Annotated in this window: 26 protein-coding genes and 1 tRNA gene; 13 read left to right on the top strand and 14 right to left on the bottom strand. The window is 67.7% G+C overall.

Translation table 11 applies throughout. The annotated features are described in order from the left end of the window. Positions 1-11 precede the first annotated feature (11 nt). Genes PAM7066_RS02745 through PAM7066_RS02770 form a run of 6 tightly spaced genes read left to right on the top strand, consistent with a single transcriptional unit; the run spans position 12 to position 7,002 of the window. Positions 12-2,927 carry a molybdopterin-dependent oxidoreductase gene (locus PAM7066_RS02745; RefSeq protein ID WP_085852575.1) on the top strand — a complete coding sequence of 972 codons (2,916 nt, stop codon included), beginning with the start codon at positions 12-14 and terminating at the stop codon, positions 2,925-2,927. Continuing rightward, positions 2,924-3,667, top strand: a complete 744-nt coding sequence (locus tag PAM7066_RS02750; RefSeq protein WP_085852576.1) for a 4Fe-4S dicluster domain-containing protein — start codon at positions 2,924-2,926, stop codon at positions 3,665-3,667. The genes PAM7066_RS02745 and PAM7066_RS02750 overlap by 4 nt, the downstream gene beginning before the upstream one ends. A gap of 58 nt (positions 3,668-3,725) precedes the next feature. Then, positions 3,726-4,577: a dimethyl sulfoxide reductase anchor subunit family protein gene (locus PAM7066_RS02755; protein ID WP_085852577.1), complete on the top strand. Its 852-nt coding sequence runs from the start codon at positions 3,726-3,728 to the stop codon at positions 4,575-4,577. Between the two features lie 54 nt (positions 4,578-4,631). Next, the gene (locus PAM7066_RS02760; RefSeq protein WP_085852578.1) at positions 4,632-5,537 is read left to right on the top strand and encodes a 2-dehydro-3-deoxygalactonokinase; all 906 of its coding nucleotides are present in this window, start codon (positions 4,632-4,634) and stop codon (positions 5,535-5,537) included. A 5-nt stretch (positions 5,538-5,542) separates the two neighbouring features. Next, the gene (locus tag PAM7066_RS02765; protein ID WP_085852579.1) at positions 5,543-6,148 is read left to right on the top strand and encodes a 2-dehydro-3-deoxy-6-phosphogalactonate aldolase; all 606 of its coding nucleotides are present in this window, start codon (positions 5,543-5,545) and stop codon (positions 6,146-6,148) included. Further along, on the top strand, positions 6,145-7,002 hold the full coding sequence (locus PAM7066_RS02770; RefSeq protein WP_085852580.1) for an SMP-30/gluconolactonase/LRE family protein: 858 nt from the start codon (positions 6,145-6,147) through the stop codon (positions 7,000-7,002). Before PAM7066_RS02765 ends, PAM7066_RS02770 begins: the two co-directional genes overlap by 4 nt. Positions 7,003-7,060: 58 nt before the next feature. On the opposite strand, the gene PAM7066_RS02775 is transcribed toward PAM7066_RS02770, so the two are convergent. Then, positions 7,061-7,699: a DUF1236 domain-containing protein gene (locus PAM7066_RS02775; RefSeq protein WP_090928680.1), complete on the bottom strand. Its 639-nt coding sequence runs from the start codon at positions 7,697-7,699 to the stop codon at positions 7,061-7,063. 102 nt (positions 7,700-7,801) lie between these two features. Here PAM7066_RS02775 and PAM7066_RS02780 point away from each other — a divergent pair, with 102 nt between their 5' ends. Then, positions 7,802-8,815, top strand: coding sequence for an aldose epimerase family protein (locus PAM7066_RS02780; RefSeq protein WP_085852582.1), 1,014 nt, complete (start codon positions 7,802-7,804; stop codon positions 8,813-8,815). A gap of 3 nt (positions 8,816-8,818) precedes the next feature. Here the strand turns inward: PAM7066_RS02780 and PAM7066_RS02785 are convergent, their stop codons facing one another. The 5 genes from PAM7066_RS02785 to PAM7066_RS02805 all read right to left on the bottom strand — a co-directional run bounded on the left by PAM7066_RS02785 (position 8,819) and on the right by PAM7066_RS02805 (position 11,345). Further along, complete coding sequence (locus PAM7066_RS02785) at positions 8,819-9,277, bottom strand: GNAT family N-acetyltransferase (RefSeq protein WP_090928639.1); 459 nt, start codon at positions 9,275-9,277, stop codon at positions 8,819-8,821. A gap of 24 nt (positions 9,278-9,301) precedes the next feature. Further along, positions 9,302-9,377, bottom strand: a tRNA-Val gene (locus tag PAM7066_RS02790). Between the two features lie 42 nt (positions 9,378-9,419). After that, positions 9,420-9,917: a pantetheine-phosphate adenylyltransferase gene (gene coaD / locus PAM7066_RS02795; RefSeq protein ID WP_085852584.1), complete on the bottom strand. Its 498-nt coding sequence runs from the start codon at positions 9,915-9,917 to the stop codon at positions 9,420-9,422. Between the two features lie 63 nt (positions 9,918-9,980). After that, complete coding sequence (locus tag PAM7066_RS02800; RefSeq protein WP_085852585.1) at positions 9,981-10,412, bottom strand: CBS domain-containing protein; 432 nt, start codon at positions 10,410-10,412, stop codon at positions 9,981-9,983. Between the two features lie 54 nt (positions 10,413-10,466). After that, positions 10,467-11,345, bottom strand: coding sequence for a LysR family transcriptional regulator (locus PAM7066_RS02805; protein ID WP_085852586.1), 879 nt, complete (start codon positions 11,343-11,345; stop codon positions 10,467-10,469). A 104-nt stretch (positions 11,346-11,449) separates the two neighbouring features. Between PAM7066_RS02805 and PAM7066_RS02810 the strand changes: the two genes are divergently transcribed. From PAM7066_RS02810 to PAM7066_RS02820, 3 genes are all read left to right on the top strand, one after another. Continuing rightward, on the top strand, positions 11,450-12,949 hold the full coding sequence (locus PAM7066_RS02810) for a CoA-acylating methylmalonate-semialdehyde dehydrogenase (protein ID WP_085852587.1): 1,500 nt from the start codon (positions 11,450-11,452) through the stop codon (positions 12,947-12,949). Between the two features lie 161 nt (positions 12,950-13,110). Next, positions 13,111-13,446: a hypothetical protein gene (locus PAM7066_RS02815; RefSeq protein ID WP_139214934.1), complete on the top strand. Its 336-nt coding sequence runs from the start codon at positions 13,111-13,113 to the stop codon at positions 13,444-13,446. A 45-nt stretch (positions 13,447-13,491) separates the two neighbouring features. Beyond that, on the top strand, positions 13,492-14,646 hold the full coding sequence (locus tag PAM7066_RS02820; protein ID WP_085852589.1) for a cytochrome P450: 1,155 nt from the start codon (positions 13,492-13,494) through the stop codon (positions 14,644-14,646). Here PAM7066_RS02820 and PAM7066_RS02825 read toward each other — a convergent pair. Further along, on the bottom strand, positions 14,634-15,446 hold the full coding sequence (locus PAM7066_RS02825) for an urea carboxylase-associated family protein (RefSeq protein WP_085852590.1): 813 nt from the start codon (positions 15,444-15,446) through the stop codon (positions 14,634-14,636). The genes PAM7066_RS02820 and PAM7066_RS02825 overlap by 13 nt on opposite strands. Next, positions 15,439-15,684: a hypothetical protein gene (locus PAM7066_RS02830; protein WP_139214935.1), complete on the bottom strand. Its 246-nt coding sequence runs from the start codon at positions 15,682-15,684 to the stop codon at positions 15,439-15,441. The genes PAM7066_RS02825 and PAM7066_RS02830 overlap by 8 nt, the downstream gene beginning before the upstream one ends. A gap of 249 nt (positions 15,685-15,933) precedes the next feature. Between PAM7066_RS02830 and accB the strand changes: the two genes are divergently transcribed. From accB to aat, 3 genes are read left to right on the top strand one after another with little or no spacing between them, the layout of a single operon-like run. Beyond that, on the top strand, positions 15,934-16,419 hold the full coding sequence (gene accB / locus PAM7066_RS02835; RefSeq protein ID WP_085852592.1) for an acetyl-CoA carboxylase biotin carboxyl carrier protein: 486 nt from the start codon (positions 15,934-15,936) through the stop codon (positions 16,417-16,419). 7 nt (positions 16,420-16,426) lie between these two features. Then, positions 16,427-17,773, top strand: coding sequence for an acetyl-CoA carboxylase biotin carboxylase subunit (accC, locus tag PAM7066_RS02840; protein ID WP_085852593.1), 1,347 nt, complete (start codon positions 16,427-16,429; stop codon positions 17,771-17,773). Then, positions 17,770-18,414, top strand: a complete 645-nt coding sequence (gene aat / locus PAM7066_RS02845; protein WP_085852594.1) for a leucyl/phenylalanyl-tRNA--protein transferase — start codon at positions 17,770-17,772, stop codon at positions 18,412-18,414. The genes accC and aat overlap by 4 nt, the downstream gene beginning before the upstream one ends. Here the strand turns inward: aat and PAM7066_RS02850 are convergent. The 6 genes from PAM7066_RS02850 to glpK form a co-directional block, all read right to left on the bottom strand. After that, positions 18,381-18,875: a DUF2155 domain-containing protein gene (locus PAM7066_RS02850; RefSeq protein WP_306456052.1), complete on the bottom strand. Its 495-nt coding sequence runs from the start codon at positions 18,873-18,875 to the stop codon at positions 18,381-18,383. The genes aat and PAM7066_RS02850 overlap by 34 nt on opposite strands. After that, positions 18,872-19,255 (bottom strand): NADH:ubiquinone oxidoreductase subunit NDUFA12, encoded by a 384-nt coding sequence (locus PAM7066_RS02855; RefSeq protein WP_085852595.1) that lies wholly within the window; start codon positions 19,253-19,255, stop codon positions 18,872-18,874. The genes PAM7066_RS02850 and PAM7066_RS02855 overlap by 4 nt, the downstream gene beginning before the upstream one ends. Before the next feature lie 69 nt (positions 19,256-19,324). Further along, the gene (locus PAM7066_RS02860) at positions 19,325-19,681 is read right to left on the bottom strand and encodes a RidA family protein (RefSeq protein WP_085852596.1); all 357 of its coding nucleotides are present in this window, start codon (positions 19,679-19,681) and stop codon (positions 19,325-19,327) included. Between the two features lie 103 nt (positions 19,682-19,784). Continuing rightward, on the bottom strand, positions 19,785-21,044 hold the full coding sequence (gene clpX / locus PAM7066_RS02865; RefSeq protein WP_085852597.1) for an ATP-dependent Clp protease ATP-binding subunit ClpX: 1,260 nt from the start codon (positions 21,042-21,044) through the stop codon (positions 19,785-19,787). Positions 21,045-21,172: 128 nt separating this feature from the next. Next, positions 21,173-21,802, bottom strand: a complete 630-nt coding sequence (locus PAM7066_RS02870) for an ATP-dependent Clp protease proteolytic subunit (protein WP_085852598.1) — start codon at positions 21,800-21,802, stop codon at positions 21,173-21,175. Between the two features lie 163 nt (positions 21,803-21,965). Continuing rightward, a complete protein-coding gene (glpK, locus tag PAM7066_RS02875; protein WP_085852599.1) occupies positions 21,966-23,453 on the bottom strand; it encodes a glycerol kinase GlpK in 1,488 nt (495 codons plus the stop codon). Between the last annotated feature and the right edge of the window lie 7 nt (positions 23,454-23,460).

The following is a 23,460-nucleotide window of genomic DNA, read 5'->3' on the forward strand; positions in this document are numbered from 1 at the left end:
CTGAATGGCGGATGAAGGACGACAGCCACTTCGATCCCAGCCCCGCGCCGGGCGACGCGGTCCGCAAGACCACCTGCTACATGTGCGCCTGCCGCTGCGGCATCGACGTCCACATGAAGGGCGAAGAGGTCGCATATATCGAGGGCAACCGCGACCACCCCGTGAACAAGGGCGTCCTCTGCGCCAAGGGGGCGGCGGGGATCATGCAGCACAACTCGGCTGCCCGCCTGCGTGCGCCGCTGCGCCGCGTCGGCGAACGCGGCGAGGGCAAGTTCGAGGAGATCACCTGGGACGAGGCCCTCGGGATCGTGGCCAAGCGGCTAGGGCGCATCCGCGAGACCGACCCGAAGAAGCTCGCCTTTTTCACCGGGCGCGACCAGTCGCAAAGCTTCACCGGCTACTGGGCGCAGCAGTTCGGCACGCCCAACTATGCCGCGCATGGGGGCTTCTGCTCGGTGAACATGGCCGCGGCGGGCATCTACACCATCGGCGGCGCGTTCTGGGAGTTCATGTCGCCGGACTGGGAGGCCGCGAAGCTGTTCCTCCTGTTCGGCACTTCCGAGGATCACGACAGCAACCCGATCAAGCTGGGCCTCGCCAAGCTGAAGGAGCGCGGCACCCCCATCGTCGCCGTGAACCCGATCCGCACCGGCTACAACGCCATCGCGGACGAATGGGTGGGGATCACGCCGGGGACCGACGGGCTGTTCGTCCTGTCGCTGATCCACTGCCTGCTGAAGGCCGGCAAGATCGACCTCGACTACCTCTCCCGCTGGACCAACGCGCCCTGCCTGCTGGACGGCGACCCGAAATCGAGGACCTACGGCCTTATCCTGCGGGACGAAGGCGGCCGGGCGCTGGTCATGGACCGCGCCAGCCGCAAGCCGGTGCCTTGGGACGCGGCCGGCGTGAAGCCCGACCTTGCCGGACGCTGGCGCCATGCGGGGACGACACACGCTTCGGTCTTCCTGACCCTGTCCGACCGCTACCTGTCCGACGAATATGCCCCCGAGACCGTCGCCCCGAAATGCGGCCTCGACCCCGCCCAGATCCACCGCATCTCCGCCCGCATCGCCCACGCGGCCTTCGACCAAAGCTGGCAGCACGAGCAGGACTGGACCGACTTCCGCGGAGAGCACCACACCCATGTCACCGCCCGCCCGGTCTCGATCCACGCGATGCGCGGGATCTCGGCCCATTCCAACGGCTTCCAGACCGCCCGCGCCATTCACCTCCTTCAGGTCCTGATCGGCGCGGTGGACGTGCCCGGTGCCACCCGCTTCAAGCCGCCCTACCCCAAAGCGGCGGCAAGCCACCCGCGCCCCCATGCCGACACCCATGCGGGCCAGCCGCTCGACGGGCCGCACCTGGGCTTCCCGCTCGGCCCCGAGGATCTGCTGGTGGACGAGGCCAGCGCGCCCCTGCGCCTCGACAAGGCGTTCTCGTGGGAGAACCCGATCTCGGTCCACGGGCTGATGCACATGGCGATCTCGAACGCTTATGCGGGCGATCCGTACGAGATCGACACGCTGTTCCTCTACATGGCGAATATGGCGTGGAACTCGTCCATGAACACGCAGGCCGTGATGGGGATGCTGTCGGACAAGGACGAGAACGGCGACTACGTGATCCCCTTCATTGTCCATGCCGACGCCTACTCGTCCGAGACGGTCGCCTATGCCGACATCGTCCTGCCCGACATGACCTACCTCGAGCGGCACGACTGCATCTCGCTGCTCGACCGGCCGATCTCCGAGCCCGACCACGCCGGCGACGCGATCCGCTGGCCAGTGGTCGCCCCCGACCGCGACGTGCGCCCGTTCCAGTCGGTGCTGGTCGACCTCGCCAACCGCCTCGGCCTGCCGGGCTTCGTCGAGGGGGGCGAGCCGCTCCATTCCGACTACGCCGACTACATGCAGATGCACGAACGGCGTCCCGGTGTCGGCCCCCTTGCCGGGTGGCGCATCGGAGAAACCGGCCTGACCGACGGCCGCGGCGCGCCGAATGCGGGCCAAATCGACCAGTATATCGCAGCCGGCGGCTTCAAGACCTACGCGGTGCCCGAGGCCGCCCGCTACATGAAGCCGTTCAACGCCGCCTGGTGGGATTGGTCGTGTGACATGGGCTTCACCGACGCCCCCGCGCCCTACCTCTTCGAGCTCTGGTCCGAACCGCTCCGCCGCTTCCAGATGGCCGCCGAGGGCATTGGCGCCCGACAGCCGCCCGAGCACCTTCGCGCCCGGATGCGCCTGACCCACGATCCCCTGCCGATCTGGTATCCCCCGCTCGAGGACGGTCACGCCGACCCCGTCGAGTATCCTTTCTACGTCCTGACCCAGCGTCCGGCCGCCATGTATCACTCGTGGGGCGGCCAGAACCCCTGGCTGCGCCAGATCCACGGCGAGAACGTCCTCTACCTGCCGACGAACCTGTGGAGGTCCGGCGGCTTCTCCGAGGGCGACTGGGCCCGCGTCGAGTCTGCCCATTCCGAGATCACCGTGCCCGTCGCCCACATGGCCGCGCTGAACGAGAACACCGTCTGGACCTGGAACGCGATCGGCAAACGGCGCGGGGCTTGGGCGCTGTCCCCCGAGGCGCCCGAAGCCCAGCGCGGGTTCCTGGTGAACCACCTGATCCACGAGCTGCTGCCCGAGAAGGGAGACGGCCTGCGCTGGTCCAACAGCGACCCCGTGACCGGACAGGCCGCCTGGTTCGACTGCCGCGTGAAGGTCGAGCGTGTCCCGCGCGAGCGCATCTCTCACCCCGCGATCGCCCGGCAGGACAGTCCTGTAGGCCAAGGGCCGTCTGTTGTCGCGCGATCGACCGGAGAACCTGATCCGGCACCCGGCATGATGAGTTACATCTTAAAATTCTTATTTATGAATAAGAGATTACGTGCCAATCCTCACAAAGAGGATGAACAATGACGGACCTCCCCGAGACGCGTTCGACGAAGAAGCTCGGCTTGGTCATCGACCTCGACACCTGCGTCGGCTGTCATGCCTGCGTCGTCGCCTGCAAGGCGTGGAACACCGAGAATTACGGCGCAGCCCTTGCGGATACCGACGCCCATGGCGCGGCCCCCTCGGGCGCCTTCGTGAACCGCATTCACTCCTACGAGGTGACCGGCGACGGCGCCCCCCGCATCGTGCACTTCCCGAAAAGCTGCCTTCATTGCGAGGACGCGCCCTGCGTCACCGTCTGCCCCACGGGTGCCTCGTACAAGCGGGCCGAGGACGGCATCGTGCTGGTGAACGAGGATCAGTGCATCGGCTGCGGGCTCTGCGCCTGGGCCTGCCCGTACGGCGCGCGCGAGCAGGACCCGGTCGCCAAGGTGATGAAGAAATGCACCCTCTGCGTCGACCGGATCGACAACGAGAACCTGCCCGAGGCCGACCGCATCCCCGCCTGCGTCCGCACCTGCCCCTCGAAGGCCCGCCATTTCGGGGATCTCGGCGACCCGGACAGCCACGTCTCGCAGCTGGTCGAGGCGCGCGGCGGCATGGACCTTGCCCCCGAACAAGGCACGCGGCCGGTCAACAAGTACCTCCCGCCCCGCCCGAAGGAGGACGAAATCGACGTGCTCGCCCCCCTGCTCGCGCCCGTGGCCGAAGAGCCCAAGGGCTGGCTCGGCTGGCTCGACCGGGCACTGGACCGGCTGGGATGATCTCGACATCCGCGGCGCGGCGACGCAATGTCGCACGCGCCCCGGTTCGAAAGTCCCCATGCACCCCGCCGCGTCACTCATCCTGTTCTCGACCCTGTCCGGAGCCGGCTTCGGTCTTCTGGCGCTGATCGGCGCGGGGCTTGCGCGGACGACCGGATGGGCCGGCCTTGCCGAGGCCGCGCTCGCATTTGCCCTCGCCATCGCCGGCCTCGCGGCCTCGACCTTCCACCTCGGCCGGCCCGAGCGCGCGCTGAAGGCGTTCCGCGAGTGGCGCAGCTCGTGGCTCAGCCGCGAAGCGTGGCTGGCGGCTGCGACGCTGTCGATCATGGCGATCACCACCCTGATCCGCCTCGCCGGGTTGCCGGCCCTGCCACTGGGGCTGGTGGGATCGGCGCTGGCCCTCGCGACCGTCGCGGCGACCGCCATGATCTATGCCCAGCTGCGCACTGTGCCGCGCTGGAACCACTGGACGACGCCCGCGATCTTCCTTGGCCACGCACTGACCGCTGGCACGCTTCTGGCCGGGCACCGCCTTCCCGCCGCGATCCTGCTGGCCGCCCTTGCCGTTGCGCAGTTCGCCGCGTGGCACGCCGGCGACCGCCGTACCGGGGCCACCACCCGCGAAAGTGCCACCGGCCTCGGCCCCCGCGTCCGCCCGTTCGAGGCGCCGCACACCTCGGACAACTACCTGACGCGCGAGATGGTCTTCGTCGTCGCCCGCAAGCACCGGGTGCGTCTGCGCTCGATCGGGCTGGTGCTCGCCTATCTCGCCCCGCTCGCCTGCCTTGCCATCCCGCCCGCGCCGCTGGCCCTGCCGCTGGCCGCGCTGCTCCATATCGGCGGGACGCTGATCGTGCGCTGGCTCTTTTTCGCGGATGCCGAGCACACGGTGGCGCTCTATTATCGCTGACCGCAGTCGCTTGACAGGACCCCGCGTCTGGCCGACGCAGGCGGAGCCACGTTGATGGGGAGGACGCCTTTGAGACCCGATTGGATCGCCCTCGACTGGGGCACCACCCATGTCCGCGCCTGGGCCATGACGGCCGGCGGAGATGTCCTTGCCAACACCCATTCGGCCAGCGGGATGGGGACGCTCGGCGCAGACGGATACGCCCCCGCCCTGGCCGCCCTGACCGAGGAATGGGAGCTGCCACAACCCTGCCCGGTGCTGGCCTGCGGCATGGTCGGCGCGCGGCAGGGCTGGGTCGATGCGGGCTATGCCGCCGTGCCCACGGCGCCCCTGTCGGTCCCGCCCGTGCGGGTGCCGGACGCGCCCGAGCAATGGAACGTGCGCATCGTGCCGGGCCTGTCGCAGACCCGCCCGCCCGACGTCATGCGGGGGGAAGAGACGCAGATCGCCGGGTTCCTGTCGCTCAACCCCAAGTTCGACGGCACGCTCTGCCTGCCCGGCAGCCATACGAAGTGGGTGCAGATCTCGGCCGGCGAGGTCGTCTCGTTCCAGACCTCGATGACGGGTGAATTCTACGCGGCCCTCAGCAAGCACACCGTCCTGCGCCATTCCATCGGCACCGGCTGGGATGACACCGCGTTCACCGAAGCCGTGTCCGACGGCCTGTCCCGCCCCGAGGCCCTAGCCGCCCGCGCCTTCCAGATCCGCGCCGACGCGCTGCTGAACGGAATGGACGAGGCCACCGCCGCCGCGCGCCTGTCGGGACTGCTGATCGGGTCCGAGCTTGCCCACGCCCGGCCCTACTGGCTGGGGATGCCTGTCGCGATAATCGGCGCGCCGCAGCTTGCGGCCCGCTATGCCGCGGCGCTGGAAGCGCAGGGCGTGAGCCCCATCATCGCGCGCGCCGACGCCTGCACACTGGCCGGCCTCAAGGCCGCCTACGCCGCCTGGAAGGAGTGACCCTCATGCACCGCGAAATCATCGCCATCCTGCGCGGGATCGACCCGGACGAGGCCGTCCCCGTCGCCGAGACCCTGATCGAGGCAGGCATCACCCGGATCGAGGTGCCGCTGAACTCGCCCTCGCCCTTCGCCTCGGTCGAGGCCATGGCCAAAGCCTGCGGCGACACGGCCCAGATCGGCGCGGGGACGGTGCTGACGCCCGAGGACGTGACGCGGGTGAAGGATGCCGGCGGGCAGATGATCGTCTCGCCCAATTTCGATGCCGAGGTCGTGGCCGCCACGGTCGCTGCCGGTCTCGACAGCTATCCGGGCGTGCTGACCCCGACCGAATGCTTCGCTGCCATCAAGGCCGGCGCGACCGGTCTCAAGGTGTTTCCTGCCTTCCAGATGGGGATCGACGGGGTGACGGCGATCCGCGCGGTCCTGCCGGTCGAGGCGCGGCTCTACATGGTCGGAGGGGTGAAGCCGGGGGCGTTCCGCGACTGGATCGCGGCGGGTGCCACCGGGTTCGGGATCGGCACGTCGCTCTACCGTCCCGGCGACGCGCCGGCCGAGATCGGGGCCCGCGCGGCCGAGCTTGTGGACGCCTATGACGGAGCTGTCTCATGACCGAGGTTCACGACCACACGCGCTGCCTGCTGGGCGAAGGCCCCCTGTGGCACCCCGAGCGCCAGCAGTTCTACTGGTGCGACATCCTCTCGCGCCGGGTCCTGACCGTGCAGGACGGGTGCACCCGCGGCTACGAGTTCGACCGCTTCGTGTCCTGCCTCGCCTGGGTGGACGAGCGTCGCCTGCTGGTGGGCACCCGGACGGACCTGACGCTGCTGGACCTCGACACCGGCGCGCAGGAGCATGTCGTCCCGCTCGAGGCCGAGAATGCCGCGACACGCTCGAATGACGGGCGGGTGGATCCGTGGGGCGGGTTCTGGGTCTCGACCATGGCGACCGGGAAGGGCGAGGGCGCGGGCTCGATCTACCGCTACCGCGAGGGGCAGCTGACCAAGCTGATCGGCGGGCTGACGATCCCGAACGCGATCTGCTTCAGCCCTGATCGCCAATGGGCCTATTTCGCGGACACGCCCACCGGGATCATCAACCGCTGGCGCCTGGGCGAGGACGGCACGCCTCAGGGCGACCCGGAGCCCTTCATCGACGAAAGCGACAACGGCCATTCCCCGGACGGCGCGGTGACGGATGCCGACGGGCGCCTCTGTGTGGCGCATTGGGGGTCGAGCCGGGTCGCGATCTACGACGCAGACGGCGCATACGAATCCGAGGTCCGGCTGCCGGCCAGGCAAATCACCTGCCCATCGTTCGGAGGGCCGGATCTGACGTCGCTCTACGTGACCTCGGCCATGGTCGGATTGCCCGAAGAGGCCGTGTCGGCCGAACCGGGCCATGGCAAGACCTTCCGCAGCCCCGACGCCGGACGCGGCCGGCCCGAGCCGCGGGTGATCCTGTAGCGCCACGAAAAAGGGCGGCCCCCGAAGGAGCCGCCCCGCATTCTCATCTGATCTTGGTTCAGCGCACGACGTGGACGATGCGGCGCTCGTTGTCGATGATGACCGGCGAGCCGTTTACGTAGGCGTACTGGTATTCAGCCTCGGGCACGGTGTAGACCTCGACACCCTCGGGGATGCCGGCGCCGACCACGACCTCACCTTCGAGGTAGACCGGATCGACCGGATTCTCGCGAACATAGGTTGTCACGGTCTCGGTCGGCGTGGCGCCACCGATCGCGCTGCCGGCGGCTGCACCGGCCGCGGCACCGATCGGACCGCCCAGAAGCGCACCGGCGATCGCGCCGGTGGCGGTGCCCACACCGATATTGCCGAGGCCGCCACGTTCGACACGCTCGATCTGGAGCGTATCATAGCTCTCGGCGACGACGGTGGGCTCTTCCTCGACCGTCGCGGTGAGGTAGTTGCTGTAGGCCCAGCCGGTGGTGCCGTCATAGGTGACCTCGCACCACGCTTCGCTTGCGACGCAGCGCTGGATGTCGACGGCGCCTTCGGCGTCGATCAGGCCGACGATCTCATAGTTCGGACCGGGACCCGCGCGCAGGTTCAGGTCGGTGGTCGCGGTGGCCGCGGTCTGTGCGTAGGCCGCACCGGAAAAAGCGAGTGCGGAGACGCCAGCGATCAGAAAACCCTTGGACATTTTGTACTCCATTTCTCATTGGGACCGGGACGAGCCCGATCTTACGGGACACTAACGGACGGTCGGTCGGACCGTTCCGATCACCCCGGCGAGGAGACACCCATGAGCGACAATCCGCAGGACTTTTTGAGCGGCACATTGCCGGACGGGCGGACAATCCGGCGCGTGACACTGGACAACGGCACCCTGACGGCGGTGATCCTCGATTTCGGCGCCGCGCTGCAGGATTTGCGCCTGTCCGGCGTGGATTTCCCGCTGGTCCTGGGGTCGCCCGACGCGGCCGCCTACGGGCGCATCATGTCGATCTTCGGCACGGTCATCGGCCCCCTCGCGAACCGTGTCGGCGGTGCCGAGGCCGAAATCGCGGGAGAACCGCACCGGTTCGAGGTCAACGAGAACGGGCGGAACACGCTGCATTCCGGCGCCGCCAGCACTCACCGCAAGACGTGGGAGATCGAGTCGCAGACAAATACCGAGGTCACCCTGCGCATCGACCTGCAGGGCGGCGAAGGCGGTTTCCCCGGCAACAAGGTGATCCGGTCGCGCTATGCGCTGGAGGGCGACACGCTGGTGCACGAGCTGACGGGCACGACGGATGCCGTGACCCTGATGAACCTGGCGCATCACGGGTTCTGGACGGCGCAGCCCCCGCATGGCTGGGGCGGACAGCGGCTGACGATCCATGCCGACGCCTACCTGCCGACCGATGACGATACGCTCCCGACGGGCGAGATCCGCCCCGTCGAAGGGACGGAGTTCGACTTCCGGTCGCCCCGCACGCTCGACCCGGCGACGGACCCCGATTTCGACCACAACTTCTGCCTGGCGCGCGCGGCCGGTCCCATGCGGCCAGCGCTGCGGCTGGAAAGCCCTGAAGCCGGCGTCGCGCTGGACATGGCCACGACAGCGCCGGGGCTGCAGGTCTTCGGAATGCACAAGTTCGCGGTCGAGGGCGAAGAGACGATCCACGGGCACGACTACCCGCTCCACGCCGCCTTCGCGTTCGAGCCCCAGTTCTGGCCCGATGCGCCGGGCCGCGCTGAGTGGCCGAGCATCGACCTGAAGCCGGGCGAGACCTACAGCCAGGTCGCGACGTGGCGGGTGACGCGCCTCTAGGCGCTAGCCAAGGTCCTTGCGCATCGTGGCCATGCCGCCCGACTGCCCAAGCTCTTCGAACCCGGCGCCGCGATAGAGCGCGAGCGCCGGGGCGTTGTCGAGCTCGACCTTCAGCGTGATCGTCAGCGCGTCGAGCTCATGCGCGGCGCCCTCGATCAGGGCGATCAGGTCGCGCCCGGACCCTCCGCGCACCTCGGGGGCCAGGAAGACGAAGACCAGGTGGCGCTGCTCGGGGCCGATGCCTTCGCGCAGGCCGAAGAAGCCCACGTCGCGGCCGGTTTCGTCCTGCACGTAGTAGGCGGCGTCGCCGGCCTCGTTCAGCCAGGTTTCCAGCCATTCCATCGGGTCGAAGGGCTGCTTGGCGCTCGGGTTGACGAGGGCGAGGTCCGCGGGATCCGTCAGCAGCCGGCCCAGCGGGTCGGGATCGAAGGGGCGGCTGCGGCGCAGGCTGAGCTCTGGCACGGGGCTCTCCGTCTGGTGTCGGGATGGTGGGCGGTGAGGGGCTCGAACCCCCGACATCTTCGGTGTAAACGAAGCGCTCTACCAACTGAGCTAACCGCCCGGACGCGGCCTTCTAGCGTCGGGGATGCAGGTCGTGCAAGGGCTACCTCGCGCGGTACTTCTCGATCAGCGCGGTGCGGACACGGGGCGAGACGAACGGACTGATGTCGCCGCCGAGGCGGGCGATCTCCTTGACCAGTTTCGAGGCCACCGCCTGATGCTCGGCATCGGCCATGAGGAAGACCGTCTCGATCGTGTCGTCGAGCTGACGGTTCATCCCGACCATCTGGTACTCGTATTCGAAATCCGCGATCGCCCGCAGGCCACGGACGATGATCCGCGCGCCGACGTCTCGGGCACAGTCGATCAGCAGGTTCTCGAACGGGTGGACTTCGATCTCGCAGCCGGTTTCGCGCGCGATGTCGCCGCACTCGGCCTCGATCAGGGCGACGCGCTCTTCCAGGGAGAACAAGGGGGCCTTGTCGCGGTTGATCGCGACGCCGATCACCAGGCGGTCGACCAGCGCCGTCGCCCGCCTGATGATGTCGATATGGCCCTCGGTGACCGGATCGAAGGTCCCCGGATACAATGCGGTGCGCATCGCGCCCTCCCTGACGTTTCGCGCGCTACGCAACATTACTGCGCCAGAGAGCGCAAGGGCGGATCAGTGCCCCATCACCATGCCTTCCAGCGCGTCACGCTCCATCGACAGCTCGTTGAGGCGCGATTTGACGATGTCGCCGATCGAGACGATGCCCACCATCTGGCCGTCCGCGATCACCGGCATGTGGCGGAAGCGCCCTTCGGTCATGATCGACAGCACGTCGTCCAAAGCGTCGGACAAGCCGCAGGTCCTGATGTCGCGCGTCATCAGGTCGGCCACGGTCTGCTGCAGGCACCCTGCGCCCGAACGGCCCAGCTCGCGCACGATGTCACGCTCGGACAGGATGCCCTCGGGCGCTTCGCCCGGCACGCAGACGACGACGGCGCCGATCCGCTTTTCCGACAGCAGGATGGCGGCGTCGCCGACGCTGGCGTTCGGCGCGATGGTCAGCACCTCGGCGCCCTTGTTCGAGATCACTCGCTCGATCCGCATGTTGTCCTCCTTTGCAACCCAGAATCCCAGCGTGGGCGCGGCGCATGTGACCTGTCAACTACGAGTGTCGGCGCCCCTGATTTCGGTGCGGAGGCCCGCCACCAAATCCTCGGCGAAGGCATCCAGCCGGGCGGCGCGAACGTCACCTGCCGGGCGCAGCAGCCAGAACGCGCGGGTCAGCGCGATGCGGTGGGGCAGGACGCGCTCCACCCCCGGCAGGTGGCCCAACATGAAGTCGTGGATCACGCCGATGCCCCTGCCCCGCGCAATCCACTGGGCCTGCACGACCACCGAGGACGAGGCGAGGTCCACCCGATCCACCCCGATCTCGCCCAGGTAGTCGAGTTCGCGGTCGAAGATCATGTCCGGCACGTAGCCGACGACGCGGTGCCCCGGCAGGCCTTCGGCATCCGCCACCGGATGCGCGGCGAGGTACTCGCGATGCGCGGCAAGGCTCAGCCCGTAATCGGCGATCTTCTGCACCGTGATCCGCCCCGTCGTGGGGCGCGAGACCGAAACGGCCATATCCACCTCGCGCCGGTTCAGATCGAAGACGCGCGGCAGGGCCACGATCTCGATCTCGAGGCCTGGATGCGCCTCGGCCATGCGGGCGGTGACGGCCGGCAGCAGGTAGGTGGCGCAACCCTCGGGCGCGCCAATGCGAACGGCGCCGGAGAGGGCGCCCTGAAGCTCGGACTCGGCGGCGGCCAAGGCGCTTTCGGCACGTTCGGCGTGATCGAACAGGCGCACCCCCTCTTGCGTCAGGCGGTATCCCTGCGGTCCCTTCACGAATAGCGCCGCACCAAGGTCCGCCTCGAGCCGAACCACCCGCCGCCCCAGCGTCGCGGGATCGAGCCTTAGCTGCCGGCTCGCCACGGTCAGCCCACCGGCCCGCGCGACCCCGAGGAATATGCGGGCATCGTCCCAATTCACACGCGCATCCTTGCAAATATGCAAAACGACTTCGCCATTCTTTGGCTTGAGCCGCGCAATTTGCAAGGCCATGCTCTGGGCAACGTATTTCACCGGAGGACCACATGTACGAGATCAAGCACTGGATCGACGGCGCGCAGGTCGCGGGCGGCTCGGGCCGCACCGCGGACGTGTTCAACCCCGCGACGGGCGAGGTTCAGGCGACCGTGCCGCTCGCCAGCGCCGACGAGGTGAACGCGGCCGTCGCAAAGGCCGCCGAGGCGCAGAAGGGATGGGCCGCGACCAATCCGCAGCGCCGCGCGCGGGTGATGATGAAGTTCGGCCAGCTCATCAACGAGAACATGGACGCCCTGGCGGAGGCGATCAGCCGCGAGCATGGCAAGACCCTTCCGGATGCGCGCGGCGACGTGCAGCGCGGACTCGAGGTGGTCGAGGTCTGCATGGGCGGGCCACACATGCTGAAAGGCGAGTTCACCGATGACGGCGGCTCGGGCATCGACCTCTACTCCATGCGGCAACCTTTGGGCGTCGTGGCCGGAATCACGCCATTCAACTTCCCCGCGATGATCCCGCTGTGGAAGCTCGCCCCGGCGCTGACCTGCGGCAACGCGATGATCCTCAAGCCGTCCGAGCGGACGCCCTCGTGCTCGATGATGCTGGCCGAGCTTCTGAAGGAGGCAGGGTTGCCGGACGGCGTGCTGCAGGTCGTCCACGGTGACAAGGAGGCGGTCGACGCCATCCTCGACAACGAGACGATCCAGGGCGTGGGCTTCGTCGGCTCGACCCCGATCGCGCAGTATATCTATGGCCGCGCGGCCACGAACGGCAAGCGCGCGCAGTGCTTCGGCGGGGCCAAGAACCACCTGGTCGTCATGCCCGACGCTGATCTCGACAAGGCCGCCGACGCGCTGCTGGGCGCGGGCTACGGGGCCGCGGGCGAGCGCTGCATGGCCGTCTCGGTCGCCGTTCCGGTGGGCGAGGAAACCGCGGACCGGCTGATCGAAAAGCTGATGCCCCGGGTCGAGGCGCTGCGGGTCGGCCCCTACACCGCCGGCGAGGACGTGGATTTCGGCCCGCTCATCACCGGCGCCGCGCGCGACCGCGTGAAGGGACTGATCGACAAGGGCGTCGAGGAAGGCGCCACGCTTCTGGCCGACGGGCGCGACTTCCGGATGCAGGGCTACGAGAGCGGGTTCTTCCTGGGCCCGACCCTGTTCGACAACGTGACGCCCGACATGGAGATCTACCGCCAGGAAGTCTTCGGCCCCGTCCTCAGCCAGGTCCGCGCGGCCAGCTACGAAGAGGCGCTGAAGCTGGTGATGGAGAACGAGTACGGCAACGGCGTCGCGATCTACACCGGCGACGGCGACACCGCCCGCGACTTCGCGCACCGGGTCAATGTCGGCATGGTCGGGATCAACTTCCCCATCCCCGTGCCCCTGTCCTACCACACCTTCGGCGGCTGGAAGAAATCGGCGTTCGGCGACCTGAACCAGTACGGCCCCGACGCCTTCCGGTTCTACACCAAGACCAAGACGGTCACCGCAAGGTGGTTCTCGGGCATCAAGGATGGGGGCGAATTCAATTTCAAGGCGATAGACTGAGACCCTCCGAATCTGGTAGCCTGACCATCAGACCGCGCCGCAACTCCGCGGCGCGGATCCTGGAGTTGCGGATTCAGCTTGTGCCGATCGCCGTCAAAATCTTTCCCGAGAGGGGCCTGGTTTTCGTCCGTTACAGAAGCCGGGCGTCTGTCCATGACGGGATGCAGGCCTTTGCCGAGTATATCCGCCATCCCGACTTTCGCCCGGGTCAGAAGCAGCTGATAGACCTGTCGGCGGTCAGCACCTTCTCCGTGACCCCCTCGGACCTGCTGAAGTTCAACGCGCTCAGGGTTTCCGGGCGTGCGGGGGACGGCGACACGCTCATGTCCTTCTACGCGCCGACGCCGCAGGGCCAGAAGGTCGCGCGCATGTCGCTTCGTGCGTGGGAGCCGTTCAACGTGGTCATCGCGCGGGTGTTCGATCACGAGGAGGCGGCCCTCTCCTTCCTCGGGCTGCGCGAAACCCGCATCGCGGATCTGCAACTCCACCCGGCCTGAGCTTCCGCATTGTCGATCCCGCGCGCGGCGGCGTAGATCCACCCCATGGAACATGTGCGCCAAGACCCGACCGCCCCCGATTTCATCGCCGATCCCTATCCCTTCTACGCCCGCGCCCGCGCGCTGGGCGAGATCGTGTTCTGGGACGACTACGACCTGCCGGTGGCAACCACGCACCGCGCCGTCTCGGCGCTGCTGCGCGACCGCAGATTGGGGCGCGAGGCGCCCGAGGGCTTCCGCGCCGCGGTGCCCGATCACCTCCTCGCGTTCTACGCGGTCGAGGATCACTCGATGCTCGAACTCGACGGGCCGCGGCACGCGCGGCTGAGGCGGCAGGTGCTGACGGCCTTCACCTCGTCCCGCGTCGCGGCGCTTGCCCCCCGGATCGAGGCCCTCTGCCACGAGCTGCTCGACGTTGCCCCCGCGGACCCGTTCGACCTGGTGGCGCATTACGCGGCGCCCCTGCCCGTCCGCACCATCGCGCCGCTGATCGGTCTGCCCGAGGACATGGCCGACCAGCTTCTGCGCTGGTCGCATGACATGGTCGGCATGTACCAGGCCGGCCGGACCCGCGCGGACGAGGACGCCGCCGCGTCGGCCGCCGCCGCCTTTGCCTCACGGATGCAAGCCGAGATCGCCGCGCGCCGCACCGACCCGCAGGACGACATGCTGACCGCGCTCGTCACCGCCGATGACCTCGAGGATGCCGAGCGGGTCGCCACCGCGATCCTGCTGATGAATGCGGGCCACGAGGCGACCGTCCACGCGCTTGGCAACGCGGTCATCCACCTGGCCGGCGGCGGCGCGCCCGCGCCCGGCCTCGCGGATGAACTGCTGCGGCTCGATCCGCCTCTGCACCTCTTCACCCGCTGGGTTCATGAGGATGTCGAACTCTTCGGCCATCCCTTCCGACGCGGCCAGCGCATCGGCCTGCTGCTTGGCGCCGCGAACCGCGACCCCGAGGCCTATCCCGAACCCGACAGGCTCGACCCCTCGCGCACGGGTCCGACCCACAGTGCCTTCGGGGCCGGCGCGCATTTCTGCCTCGGCGCACCGCTCGCGCGGCTGGAGATCGAGATTGCCCTCAGGGTCCTGTTCGAGCGTCACCCGAACCTCGTCATGGCAGAGCCCGCGCGGATCGCACCCATCTACCACTTCCGCGGACCCGCCCGCCTGATGGTCGCCCGTCAGAGCCCGTGAGAGCGATCGTAGGCCGACGGCGCGGGCGGCGCGGGCAGTTCGCCCTCGGCCGTCAGCACCTGCATCTCCAGCGGATGGCACGGCGCGTCGTCCGAGGAATGGCCGGCGCTGCAATCGCCGCCCGGGCAGGTCGACAGGACGGCCAGCAGGTCGATCCGCGCCAGCAGGTCCAGGTGGTCTCCCGGGCGAACGGGGCTCGCCTTCATGATGTAGCGCCCCTCGGGATCGAAGCCGGTGCACATGAAGACGTTGAGCACGTCATGCACGTGGGTTTCCGCCTCGAGCGGCGGCAGCCCGGTCGCCTCTGACAGGGCACGGGTCAGGTTCGAATGGCAGCAGCGGTGATAGTCCACGCCGCTGAGCAGCTTCGCGGTGTAGGGATCGCAGCGCGTGCCGATCACGTCATGGACGCGGCAGCCCCACGCGTCGGTGCCGTACCAGTCCAAACTGTCCCCGACGATCTGCGCCATCGGACGCAGGTAGGGAAGGCAGGACCACAAGGCATCTCCCGTCGTCACGTGGGTGCCATGCAGCGCGCGGGTCTTGCCCGAGAAGAACCGCTCGGACAGGTCGCCCGCCGCGAAAAGGTTCAGGTCGCCAACCTGCGGCCCCTCGACCGACAGGATGCGCAGGACGTGCCCCGCCGGCACCCGGATCGCCCGCGCGTCGCGGGGCGGCACGCGGATCGTCTCGATCGGCTCCCCCAGCGTCAGGCGCGGCGCCTCGGGCGGGGGCCCTGGATAGACGCGGACGGGCGCGACGGCACGCCGAGCCTCCGTATCGGCGGGTGCCTCAGGCATCGCAAACTTGTTGGCCTGCGTCGTTCAGCAGCGGCACGCCCCGCACGGGGTCGCTCGCCTCGAGCGCCAGACCATAGCAGTCCGCCCCGTCCTTGATCAGGAATTGCGGCGACATGCCCCTGGGCAAGGCCGCAAGCGCCGCGGCACTGACGTCGCGCGGCATCTGGGGCCCCTGAACCGGCTCGTCGGTCGCGGAGATGCCGACCGGATCCATCACGCAGCCGCCCACTGCGGTCACGGCAACGAGACATAGAACGATGTTTCTCAAGTTTGGCACCCCTTCCGGCTTTTGAACGAAGGGACCGTATGGCCGGGGGAAGATCGGTCAAGGTGCGCAGCGGACGTGTGAACCAAGCGTTACCCGAAAGAGACGACCTGTACCGACATCCCGCCACGGGCGCTCGCGCCTTCCAACCCGGGCGCGGCTGTCCTATAGGGGGCCGATGACGACCCGATCATCCCGGGTCCGGCCAAGGACGAGGACGGCATGACCGACACTTCCCACGATCGTGACGTGGCATTCATTCAGGCACTTGCGGAACTTCTGCGCGAGAACGACCTGACCGAGTTGCGGGTGAAACGGGAATACGCCGAGGCGGACAGCCTCGACGTCCGGGTGTCGCGCCTACAGCCGCAGGCCCCGCAGCAGCAGCAGGTCCACGTGCCCGCTGCCCCGGCCGCGCCGCAGGGGCAGCCGGCACCGGCGCAAGCCGAAGCCCCCGCCGATCCGGCGAGCGATCCGGGTGCTGTGACCTCACCCATGGTAGGCACGGTCTACCTGGCCCCCGAACCGGGCGCGCAGAACTTCATCAAGGTCGGTGACACCGTCGAAGAGGGGCAGACCCTTCTCATCATCGAGGCGATGAAGACGATGAACCACATCCCCGCGCCCCGCTCCGGCACGGTCCGCGAGATTATCGTGGACGACGGTGCGCCGGTCGAGTTCGGCGCCCCCCTCCTGATCCTCGGCTGAGGCGCGCATGTTCGACAAGATCCTCATCGCCAACCGCGGCGAGATCGCGCTTCGCATCATCCGGGCCGCCCGCGAGATGGGGATCGGCACGGTGGCCGTCCACTCGACCGCCGATTCCGACGCGATGCATGTGCGCATGGCCGACGAATCCGTCTGCATCGGCCCGCCCTCGGCGGCGCAGAGCTACCTGAATTTCCCCTCGATCATCTCGGCCTGCGAGGTCACGGGCGCCCAGGCGATCCATCCCGGCTACGGCTTCCTCTCCGAAAACGCCGAGTTCGTGCAGATCGTCGAGGACCACCAGCTGACCTTCATCGGCCCCAAGGCCGAGCACATCCGGATCATGGGCGACAAGATCACCGCCAAGGAGACGATGCGCGCCCTCGGTGTGCCCTGCGTCCCCGGATCGGAAGGCGGCGTCCAAGATATCGAGGCCGCCAAGAAGGAAGGGGCCGAGATCGGGTTCCCGCTGATCGTCAAGGCCACGGCCGGCGGCGGTGGCCGCGGCATGAAACTGGCCCGCACGCCGGCCGATCTCGAGCACGCCTTCTACACCGCCCGCTCCGAAGCCAAGGCAGCGTTCGGCAATGACGAGGTCTACCTCGAGAAATACCTCGGCGCCCCCCGCCATATCGAGGTGCAGGTCTTCGGCGACGGCAAGGGCAACGCCGTCCACCTGGGCGAACGCGATTGCTCGCTCCAGCGCCGCCACCAGAAGGTGTTCGAGGAAGCCCCCGGCCCCGCCATCACGCCCGAGCAGCGCGCCGAGATCGGCGCCACCTGCGCCGACGCCGTCGCCCGGATCGGCTATGCTGGCGCCGGCACGATCGAGTTCCTCTACGAGGACGGCGAGTTCTACTTCATCGAGATGAACACCCGCCTGCAGGTCGAGCACCCTGTGACCGAGGCGATCTTCGGCGTGGACCTCGTCCGCGAGCAGATCCGCATCGCAGCCGGCGAGCCGCTGTCCTTCACCCAGGACGACCTGCGGATCAACGGCCACGCGATCGAGGTGCGGATCAACGCCGAAAAGCTGCCCAGCTTCTCTCCCAGCCCCGGCCGGGTGACGCAGTATCACGCCCCGGGCGGCCTCGGGGTGCGGATGGATTCGGCGCTGTATAACGGCTACCGGATTCCGCCCTATTACGACTCGCTGATCGGCAAGCTGATCGTCCATGGTCGCGACCGGCCAGAGGCGCTCGCCCGCCTGCGCCGCGCCCTGGGCGAGTTGATCGTGGACGGCGTCGACACGACCGTGCCGCTGTTCCACGCCCTGCTCGACGAGCAGGCTGTGCAAAGCGGCGACTACACGATCCACTGGCTCGAAGATTGGCTCGCCCGGACGTTGGAGTGACATCCCAGCGGCTGACGCCCGAGCTCGTGCTTGCGGCCTATGGCCAGGGCATCTTCCCGATGGCCGAGGGCCGCGACGCGCAGGATATCTACTGGCTGGACCCCCGGCAGCGCGGCATTCTTCCGCTCGACGGATTCCACATCTCGCGGTCCCTCCGCCGGCGCATCCGGACCGAGCCGTTCCGGATCACCTTCGATCGCGATTTCGACGGCGTCATCGCCGGCTGTGCGGATCGCGACGAGACGTGGATCAACGACGAGATCGCGTCGATCTACAGCGCCCTCTTCGCCGCCGGCCATGCGCATTCCATCGAGTTATGGGAGGAGGCAGCCTTGGTGGGCGGGGTCTACGGGGTCTCGCTGGGCGGCGCGTTCTTCGGCGAATCGATGTTCTCGCTCCGCCGAGATGCGTCGAAGATCGCCCTCGTCTATCTCTGCGACCGGCTACGCCAGGGCGGCTACACGCTGTTCGACACGCAGTTCATCACGCCCCATCTCGCCACGCTCGGCGCAGTCGAAATTCCGCGCGACGCGTACCACCGGCGATTGGACGCAGCCGTCCGCCAGCCCGCCCGGTTCGACCCGAGGGCGGTATTCGACAGTCCGGATCAGGTGTTGCAGCGCATTACCCAGACGTCATAGCGCGGATGCTCGAGCGCGTTCAGCGCCGGGGCCTGAGCGATCATCCAACCGGAGAAATCGGCGTTCTGGTCGCCATCCTCGTGGATCGTCAGGAACGCATAGGCGTTGCCCGAGGGGTTCTGCTCGGGGTAGCGGCACTCGCTCAGCTCTACCTCGAGCCGGCCGACGGAGCCTCCCTCGCCGACCGCCAGCGTCATGTCGTGAACGTCGCCCGTTAGCTTGTCGAGGATGCGCAGCACCGCCGCCGAGCCGCGCACGACCCGTTCCCGTGTCTCGTCCGGATCCGAAGAGGCATCCGGGCCAAGCGGCGTCATGATGCCGTTGTCCCAATCCTCCTGCAGCTGCTCGCTGTCGGTCTCGCCCGAGAACAAGTCCTCGGCGCCCGGCAGCGGCGTGACTTCGATGTCCTGGGCGAATGCAGGGCCCGCAAGACACGTCATCAGGCAGAGCGCGCGGATCATTCCGGGGTCCAGGCCTCGTAGTCGCTGCGCTCGGCCGGGGACTCGCGGCGGATCGAGCCGGCTGGCGCATAGGCCGCGGGCGTGCCGGTCAGGTTGGGCAAATGCGGCTTTTCCCACGCCTTCTTCGGCAGCGGGCGCACGGTCGGCGGCTCGTCCCAGGTGTGGTGCAGCCAGCCGTGCCATTCGGGAGCGACGCGGGTCGCCTCGGCCTCGCCGTTGAAGATGACCCAGCGGCGCTTGCCGCCCTCGGACTGGTAGAACACGTTTCCGGACGCGTCCTCACCCACGCGGGTTCCATGCCGCCACGTATCGAGCAGCGTGTTCAGCGTAGCACCGTTCCACCACGTGACGGCCTGCAGGGCGCGCTTGAGAATACCCATGGTCCACTCCGTTCCCGACTGCCCCTCATATGGCGCAACAGCCCACGAAGGTCCAGCGGGGCCGCCTCGTCACGCGAGGGCCGTTACCTCGATTTCGATGCGGTATTTCGGGTCGATCAGGGCGCATTGCACCATCGTGGCCGCGGGCGGATGCGCCCCGAACGTCTCGCGCAGCGTCGGCCAGCAGGGCTCGAACTCGGAACTGTCGGGCAGGTAGTAGGTCACCCGCACCACCCGATCGAAACCCGATCCTGCTTCGTCGAGCGCCTTGCCGATCGTGGCCAGCGCCGCTCGGCATTGCTCGACCACGTCGTCCCCCGCTCCGACCGTTCCGGCCACGAAAACGAACCCGCCGGCCACGACAGCGCGCGAGTAACCGATCCGCTCTTCGAACGGTCCGCCGGTCGAGATACGCGAGATATCCATCTGTTCCTCATTCATCTTCGTTAGGGAAACTACCGGGCGCAGTGCCTGAAACGTGAAACGCCCCGGCCATTCGACCGGGGCGCCTGAAGCGATGCAGAGGCTTTCAGCCTGCCGAAGCGCTTTCCTTCTGGTCGACATAGATCATCAGCGGCGCCTTGTCCGGAGAGGTCACAGCCTCGTCGTTCACCACGACCTCTTCGACGCCATCGGTGCCCGGCAGGTCGAACATCGTGTCGAGCAGGATGTCCTCCATGATCGAGCGCAGGCCTCGTGCGCCGGTCTTGCGTTCGATCGCGCGCTTGGCAATTGCTACCAGCGCATCCTCGGTGAAGCTGAGCTTCACGTCCTCAAGCTCGAACAGGCGCTGGTACTGCTTGACCAAGGCGTTCTTCGGCTGGGTGAGGATCGTGACGAGCGCTTCCTCGTCCAGGTCCTCGAGCGTGGCGATGACGGGCAGACGGCCCACGAATTCCGGGATCAGGCCGAACTTCAGCAGATCCTCGGGCTCGAGTTCCTGGAACGTCTCGCCGATGCCGCGGGCTTCCTTGTCCTTTACATCGGCGCCAAAGCCGATGGACGAGCCCTGGCCGCGCTGCGCGATGATCTTCTCGAGCCCCGCAAAGGCGCCACCGCAGATGAACAGGATGTTGGTCGTGTCCACCTGCAGGAACTCCTGCTGGGGCTGCTTGCGCCCGCCCTGCGGCGGCACCGAGGCGACGGTGCCTTCCATGATCTTCAGAAGCGCCTGCTGGACCCCCTCGCCCGACACGTCGCGGGTTATGCTGGGGTTGTCCGACTTGCGCGTGATCTTGTCGACCTCGTCGATATAGACGATGCCCCGCTGCGCCCGCTCGACATTGTATTCCGACGCCTGCAGCAGCTTGAGGATGATGTTCTCGACATCCTCGCCCACGTAGCCGGCTTCGGTCAGGGTGGTCGCGTCGGCCATGGTGAACGGCACGTCGAGGATCCGGGCAAGCGTCTGGGCCAGAAGCGTCTTGCCGCAGCCCGTCGGGCCGATCAGCAGGATGTTCGACTTGTTCAGCTCGATCTCGGACTTCCCGGCGTTGTTCAACCGCTTGTAGTGGTTGTGCACCGCGACCGAGAGGACCCGCTTGGCGACCCGCTGGCCGATCACGTAATCGTCGAGGACCTGGCAGATCTCCTTTGGCGTCGGGACGCCATCGGTCGCCTTGAGGCCCGAGGACTTCGTCTCCTCGCGGATGATGTCCATGCACAGCTCGACGCATTCATCGCAGATGAAGACGGTCGGACCTGCGATCAGCTTTCGCACCTCATGCTGGCTTTTCCCGCAGAAGGAACAGTAGAGCGTGTTCTTGCTGTCGCCTGAGTTGTTCGCCATGGGCCATCCTTCGGGGGCGTCCGCCCCTCTTTTCGTACGTCTTGCTCACCGTTTCCCAAGCCTAGGCCGGGTGCCGGGTGCCCGCAATCGCAAAAAACCGGTCGTTCTTAACGGTGCGGTGAGAGGCCTCACGTGGCCTCTTCGCGATCCTTCCGGTTCTCGACGATCTCGTCGATGAGGCCCCACTCCTTCGCGTCCTCGGGGCTCATGAAGCGGTCGCGCTCGAGCGCGGCCTCGACCGTTTCCAGATCCTGGCCGGTGTGCTTGACGTAGATCTGGTTCAGCCGGTCCTTCAGCTTCTGCGTTTCCTGGGCGTGGATCATGATGTCCGTCGCCTGACCCTGATACCCGCCGGAGGGCTGGTGGACCATCACACGGCTGTTGGGCAGCGAGAAGCGCATCCCCTTTTCGCCCGCGGTCAGCAGCAGCGACCCCATCGAGGCCGCCTGCCCCACGACCAGCGTGGAGACCTTCGGGCGGATGTACTGCATCGTGTCGTAGATCGACAGGCCGCTCGTCACCACTCCGCCGGGCGAGTTGATGTACATCGAGATTTCCTTCTTCGGATTCTCGGCCTCGAGGTGCAGAAGCTGCGCCACGATGAGGCTCGACATCCCGTCATGGACGGGACCCGAGAGGAAGATGATCCGCTCCTTCAGCAGACGCGAGAAGATGTCGTAGGCCCGTTCGCCACGGCTGGTCTGCTCGACCACCATGGGGACAAGGTTGTTCATGTAGTGCTCGTAGGGGTCGTGCATGGGGACCGGACCTTTCCGTCTGCCTGCCGTCAAATCGTGGGAAGTCTTAGACACCCCGCGCCGGAGTGCCAAGGCCCCCCGACGCTGCTATGTGGGCGCTTGATCCGGCCGCGCCAACCCTGCCGGCGCGCCTTGTCCGTTCGAATTGTCCGCGTTCGCCGCCTCAGACCGACATCGTCGCGTCGACGGCGCGCTTCCAGCGGTCGTATTTCCGCTCGCGGTCGCCGTCCTCCATCGACGGCTCGAACGAGCGATCAAGGCGCCAGCGATCCGCAAAGCCCTCCATGTCGGGATAGACGCCAGCCTGCCAACCGGCCAGCCAGGCCGCCCCCAGCGCCGTGGTTTCCAGCACCTCGGGCCGGTCGACCTTGGCCCCTATGATGTCCGACAGGAACTGCATGGCCCAGTCGGACGCACTCATCCCGCCATCGACGCGCAGGGTCTCGGGGTCGCTGAGGTCGCGCCAGTCGTCCGACATCGCCTCCAGCAGGTCGCGGGTCTGGTAGCCGACCGATTCCAGCGCCGCCTTGGCGAACTCCTCGGGGCCTGACCCGCGGGTCAGACCGTAGATCGCGCCACGGCATTCGGCATTCCAGTAGGGCGCGCCGAGGCCCACGAAGGCCGGCACAAGCACCAGGTCCTGCCCCTCATCCGCCCGTTCCGCCAAGGCCTGCGTTTCGGAGGCGGAGCGGATGATCTTCAGCCCGTCGCGCAGCCATTGCACCACCGCACCGGCGACGAAGATCGACCCTTCAAGCGCATAGGTCGGCTTGCCGTTCAGCTGGTAGGCCACCGTGGTCAAAAGGCGGTTCTGCGACCGCACCGGCTCGTCCCCGGTGTTCAAAAGGGCGAAGCAGCCGGTGCCGTAGGTGGATTTCAGCATCCCCGGTCGAAAGCACGCCTGCCCGATCGTGGCCGCCTGCTGGTCGCCCGCGACGCCAAGGATGGGGATCTCGCGCCCGAAGAGGTCATGCCGCGTCATGCCGAACTCGCAGGCGCTGTCGCAGACCCGGGGCAGCATCTCCATCGGGATGTCGAGCATCTTGCAGATCGTCGTGGACCAGCGGCCCTTGAAGCTGTCGTACATCAGCGTCCGGCACGCATTGGTGGCGTCCGTGACGTGGCTCTTGCCGCCGGTCATCCGCCAGATCAGGTAGGTGTCCACCGTGCCGAACAGCAGCTCGCCCTTGCGTGCCCGCTCGCGGCTGCCCTCCACATTGTCGAGAATCCATTTCAGCTTGGTGCCCGAGAAATACGGGTCGAGCAGCAGGCCGGTCTTTTCGATCACCTGCTTCTCGTAGCCGTCGGCCTTCAGATCGTTGCAGATTTCCGATGTCCTGCGGTCCTGCCAGACGATGGCGTTGTGGATCGCCTTGCCGGTCGCCTTTTCCCAGACCACGACTGTCTCGCGCTGATTGGTGATGCCGATGGCGGCGATGTCCGTCTCCGGCACGCCGGCCTTTTCGATCGCGGACCGGCAGCACGCGGCGGTCGAGGACCACAGGTCCGAGGGGTCGTGCTCGACCCAGCCCGAGCGGGGGTAGTGCTGTTCGAACTCTTCCTGCGCGCTTGCGACGATCTTCATGTCGGCGTCGAAAATGATCGCGCGGCTCGACGTCGTGCCCTGGTCGATCGCCATGATGTGGGTCATTCTGCCC

This window comes from Palleronia marisminoris (assembly GCF_900172315.1).
GTDB lineage: Bacteria > Pseudomonadota > Alphaproteobacteria > Rhodobacterales > Rhodobacteraceae > Palleronia > Palleronia marisminoris.

What these genes read in the sequence shown, in the direction of transcription:
- coaD (WP_085852584.1), bottom strand. Translation starts at nt 9,917, where the DNA reads ATGCGCACCGCATTGTATCCGGGGACCTTCGATCCGGTCACCGAGGGC.
- PAM7066_RS02755 (WP_085852577.1), top strand. Translation starts at nt 3,726, where the DNA reads ATGCACCCCGCCGCGTCACTCATCCTGTTCTCGACCCTGTCCGGAGCC.
- PAM7066_RS02800 (WP_085852585.1), bottom strand. Translation starts at nt 10,412, where the DNA reads ATGCGGATCGAGCGAGTGATCTCGAACAAGGGCGCCGAGGTGCTGACC.
- PAM7066_RS02870 (WP_085852598.1), bottom strand. Translation starts at nt 21,802, where the DNA reads ATGCACGACCCCTACGAGCACTACATGAACAACCTTGTCCCCATGGTG.
- PAM7066_RS02815 (WP_139214934.1), top strand. Translation starts at nt 13,111, where the DNA reads ATGCAGGCCTTTGCCGAGTATATCCGCCATCCCGACTTTCGCCCGGGT.
- clpX (WP_085852597.1), bottom strand. Translation starts at nt 21,044, where the DNA reads ATGGCGAACAACTCAGGCGACAGCAAGAACACGCTCTACTGTTCCTTC.
- PAM7066_RS02860 (WP_085852596.1), bottom strand. Translation starts at nt 19,681, where the DNA reads ATGGATATCTCGCGTATCTCGACCGGCGGACCGTTCGAAGAGCGGATC.
- glpK (WP_085852599.1), bottom strand. Translation starts at nt 23,453, where the DNA reads ATGACCCACATCATGGCGATCGACCAGGGCACGACGTCGAGCCGCGCG.
- accC (WP_085852593.1), top strand. Translation starts at nt 16,427, where the DNA reads ATGTTCGACAAGATCCTCATCGCCAACCGCGGCGAGATCGCGCTTCGC.
- PAM7066_RS02850 (WP_306456052.1), bottom strand. Translation starts at nt 18,875, where the DNA reads ATGATCCGCGCGCTCTGCCTGATGACGTGTCTTGCGGGCCCTGCATTC.
- PAM7066_RS02750 (WP_085852576.1), top strand. Translation starts at nt 2,924, where the DNA reads ATGACGGACCTCCCCGAGACGCGTTCGACGAAGAAGCTCGGCTTGGTC.
- PAM7066_RS02775 (WP_090928680.1), bottom strand. Translation starts at nt 7,699, where the DNA reads ATGTCCAAGGGTTTTCTGATCGCTGGCGTCTCCGCACTCGCTTTTTCC.
- PAM7066_RS02810 (WP_085852587.1), top strand. Translation starts at nt 11,450, where the DNA reads ATGTACGAGATCAAGCACTGGATCGACGGCGCGCAGGTCGCGGGCGGC.
- PAM7066_RS02765 (WP_085852579.1), top strand. Translation starts at nt 5,543, where the DNA reads ATGCACCGCGAAATCATCGCCATCCTGCGCGGGATCGACCCGGACGAG.
- PAM7066_RS02780 (WP_085852582.1), top strand. Translation starts at nt 7,802, where the DNA reads ATGAGCGACAATCCGCAGGACTTTTTGAGCGGCACATTGCCGGACGGG.
- PAM7066_RS02745 (WP_085852575.1), top strand. Translation starts at nt 12, where the DNA reads ATGAAGGACGACAGCCACTTCGATCCCAGCCCCGCGCCGGGCGACGCG.
- PAM7066_RS02855 (WP_085852595.1), bottom strand. Translation starts at nt 19,255, where the DNA reads ATGGGTATTCTCAAGCGCGCCCTGCAGGCCGTCACGTGGTGGAACGGT.
- accB (WP_085852592.1), top strand. Translation starts at nt 15,934, where the DNA reads ATGACCGACACTTCCCACGATCGTGACGTGGCATTCATTCAGGCACTT.
- PAM7066_RS02825 (WP_085852590.1), bottom strand. Translation starts at nt 15,446, where the DNA reads ATGCCTGAGGCACCCGCCGATACGGAGGCTCGGCGTGCCGTCGCGCCC.
- PAM7066_RS02770 (WP_085852580.1), top strand. Translation starts at nt 6,145, where the DNA reads ATGACCGAGGTTCACGACCACACGCGCTGCCTGCTGGGCGAAGGCCCC.
- PAM7066_RS02760 (WP_085852578.1), top strand. Translation starts at nt 4,632, where the DNA reads ATGGGGAGGACGCCTTTGAGACCCGATTGGATCGCCCTCGACTGGGGC.
- PAM7066_RS02820 (WP_085852589.1), top strand. Translation starts at nt 13,492, where the DNA reads ATGGAACATGTGCGCCAAGACCCGACCGCCCCCGATTTCATCGCCGAT.